The 403-nt window shown below is 64.3% G+C and carries 1 protein-coding gene; it reads right to left on the bottom strand.

All coding sequences use genetic code 11. The annotated features are described in order from the left end of the window. Positions 1–403: phage tail protein (locus FS767_RS21655; RefSeq protein WP_256674303.1), on the bottom strand; the 403-nt coding region annotated here is incomplete at both ends.

Below are 403 nucleotides of genomic sequence, written 5' to 3'. Positions count from 1 at the left end.
CCAAGGTGATGACGGTACCAGCGGCTGCGCTGATGCGCCCGCCGATCTCGGCACCGGAGATGAGCTTGTCTGCGACCGGAATGACATGGCCCGGAAGGGGAATGTGGCCGTCCATGCCCACCCGAAAGGTGACGGTGCGGTCCTGGCTGTTGGTCAGCAGGATCCACTTGCCGCGGCGCTGGGCCTCGGACTCGCGCGTGCAGCCGATCGCACTGATCTCGACAGGGTTGTCACCGTAGCGGCGCTGCAGCTTGGCATCTGAGGCGGCGGGCACGTCAGTATCGTAGTTGTTGGCCGGGTTGTCGTAGCTCACTAGAGCGCGGGTATAGCGGGTGCGCTCGCTGGCCGAGCCATAGTTGAACTTGCCGTCAATGACGTTCGCCCGGGTGAAGGCGAAGTCGAA

The organism is Pseudomonas sp. DE0010 (assembly GCF_007680745.1).
Classification (GTDB): domain Bacteria; phylum Pseudomonadota; class Gammaproteobacteria; order Pseudomonadales; family Pseudomonadaceae; genus Aquipseudomonas; species Aquipseudomonas parafulva_B.
This window is presented reverse-complemented; position numbering and strand designations above follow the sequence as displayed.